Origin of the sequence: Streptomyces sp. BR123, from assembly GCF_013401435.1 — a bacterium.
Taxonomy (GTDB): domain Bacteria; phylum Actinomycetota; class Actinomycetes; order Streptomycetales; family Streptomycetaceae; genus Streptomyces.
In genome coordinates this window covers 1-464 of sequence record NZ_JACBGN010000683.1, presented here as the reverse complement: position 1 = coordinate 464, position 464 = coordinate 1, and the positions used below count along the sequence as shown (strand labels likewise).

Annotated in this window: 1 pseudogene; it reads right to left on the bottom strand. The window is 78.4% G+C overall.

Going from position 1 to position 464, the window contains the following annotated elements:
• A pseudogene (locus tag HYE82_RS37025) lies at nucleotides 1-464 on the bottom strand (acyltransferase); the annotation flags it as partial.

The following is a 464-nucleotide window of genomic DNA, read 5'->3' as shown; positions in this document are numbered from 1 at the left end:
CGGGGGCGGAGGCCGGGGCTTCGAAGCGGCGGAAGACCGCGACGAGCAGCCCGGTCAGTGCGGCGGCGAGCAGGAGCCGTACGGGCACCTGGGCCCACCAGGCGGCCGAGGCGGGCTCGGGCAGCCGCATGCCGAGGGCGAGCTGGGCGGCGTACACGGCGAGCATGGCGGTGAGGTGCCACAGGAAGGCGGTCATGGCGATCCCGTTGGCGGCGACCACGCCCCGCCAGGCGCGGGGCCGTGCCAGCAGCCGCCCGGCGGGCGCCGCGAGCAGCTCGACGGCCCCGACGAGCCAGAGCCCGTGGCAGAGCAGGGCGAGCGTGGGCGGCGCCATGTTGGACACCTTCTCGCCGGGCATCCCGACCATGGACAGCGGGTACGGCCCGTACGCGACGAGCAGCGCGGCCCCCGCGAGCCCGGCGGCGGCGAGCACGGCGGGACGCAGGAGGCGGGCGCGGCCGGGG